This window comes from Kitasatospora sp. NPDC001175 (genome assembly GCF_053598215.1).
In genome coordinates, this window is the sequence record NZ_JBSFJU010000221.1 from 1 (window position 1) to 1,424 (window position 1,424).

General features: G+C 66.6%; 1 protein-coding gene and 1 rRNA gene. One reads left to right on the top strand and one right to left on the bottom strand.

The features are described from left to right. The first annotated feature begins 757 nt into the window (after positions 1–757). Positions 758–925 carry a transposase gene (locus ACWDAK_RS41275; protein WP_344641305.1) on the top strand — a complete coding sequence of 56 codons (168 nt, stop codon included), beginning with the start codon at positions 758–760 and terminating at the stop codon, positions 923–925. Positions 926–1,341: 416 nt separating this feature from the next. Here the strand turns inward: ACWDAK_RS41275 and rrf are convergent. Next, positions 1,342–1,424: ribosomal RNA gene (gene rrf, locus ACWDAK_RS41280) — 5S ribosomal RNA — on the bottom strand; the annotation flags it as partial.

Here is a 1,424-nt window from a genome sequence, read left to right on the forward strand (position 1 = left end):
ACGCCTCCCCGCACCGAATCGGATGTCCGTCTACATCCAACCGGTTCAGGCATCGCCACCGCCAACCCGGCGAACCTATGCGGTCACGGCACTAGTAGACCAGTGACGCGTCGACGGCGGCTCGGGCGATCCAGGGCGGCAGGACCTGCTCCTCATCTCGGGGCGCGAGGCCACAGGCACGACACCCCGCGCTGGTTCGGCGCGCCCTGAAATCAGTGCGCCCTTGACGGTCCGCCACCTCGACGCGGCCCGCCGCGCTGGGGATCTGGCCGAACACCCCGTTCGGCGAACTCACCCGGCCCACCCTGATCCTGGCCCTCGCGGACGACCCCAACCACCCAAGCTCCACTGCCGAACAGCTCGCCGACCTACTCCCTGGCGCCGAGTTGCACGTGTCGAGCGACTCTGCGGGCGTGCGTGCCTGGGGCGACCGGGTGGCCAGGTTCCTGGCCTGACAAGTCGTCGTTCCGAGAGACGGGCGCTCGGCAGTCGAACTGTGTTTCTCGGTCGAGTGGTTCTCCGTCGGCCCGGGCATGACGGCAGGTCCTCCTGTCCAGCTCATGGATGTGGAGTCCAAGCGAGCGACAGGAGGTCCTGGTGCCGCAATCTTCCGCGCGGATACTGGTGGATTCCAACTCGGTTGCCCGATCGTGTGATTGCCTCGCTCACCGGTTCGGGAACGCGGGCGACCGTCCGGGCCGGGTTCGGCGCTATCCGTCCGACATGACCGATGCGGAGTGGGCGGTCGCGCGCTGCGATGCCGATGCCACGGTGGTTGGAGGGCCGTGGCGGGCAGCCGGAGGGCTACTGTCACCGGCAGATACTCGATGTGATCCGCTACCTGGTCGCCGGCGGCATCACCTGGCGGGCGATGCCTGCGGACTTCCCCGCCTGGGACCGCGCCCACGGCTTCACGCGTCGCTGACGCGTCAAGGGCCTGCTCGCCCAACTGCACGACCGGCTCCGCGGCCTGACTGCGCTTACGCGGGCCGCCTGAGGCGAGCGCCCGCCCTACAGCCCACCGCGCGAGCGTCCGGGCCGACACCCGGATGACCTCGCCCTCGTCCGCTATGTTCTCGACGACCAGCGCGGAATGTCCCGAAAACACCGTGCCCACAGGCTCGTTGACATCTCACACATAGCGCCAACGAAGAGCATCACCCTTCGTTACCACCGATTACGGAACAGAGCCACTGGCTGCACAGACCCCTCGAGGGCTGGCTTCATGGATCGAGGATTATCGGAACCTGCACAGCACTACGGCACCAAAATTTCAACACGGGAAACGCAGAATGCCCCCTCCCGCTATCCCCGGGAGGGGGCATTCTTTCATCAAAATTTGTTCGGCGGCGTCCTACTCTCCCACAGGGTCCCCCCTGCAGTACCATCGGCGCTGTGAGGCTTAGCTTCCGGGTTCGGAATGT

Bases quoted from the DNA above. Each gene is read 5' to 3' on its own strand.
- ACWDAK_RS41275 (WP_344641305.1), top strand. From the start codon at position 758: ATGCCGATGCCACGGTGGTTGGAGGGCCGTGGCGGGCAGCCGGAGGGC.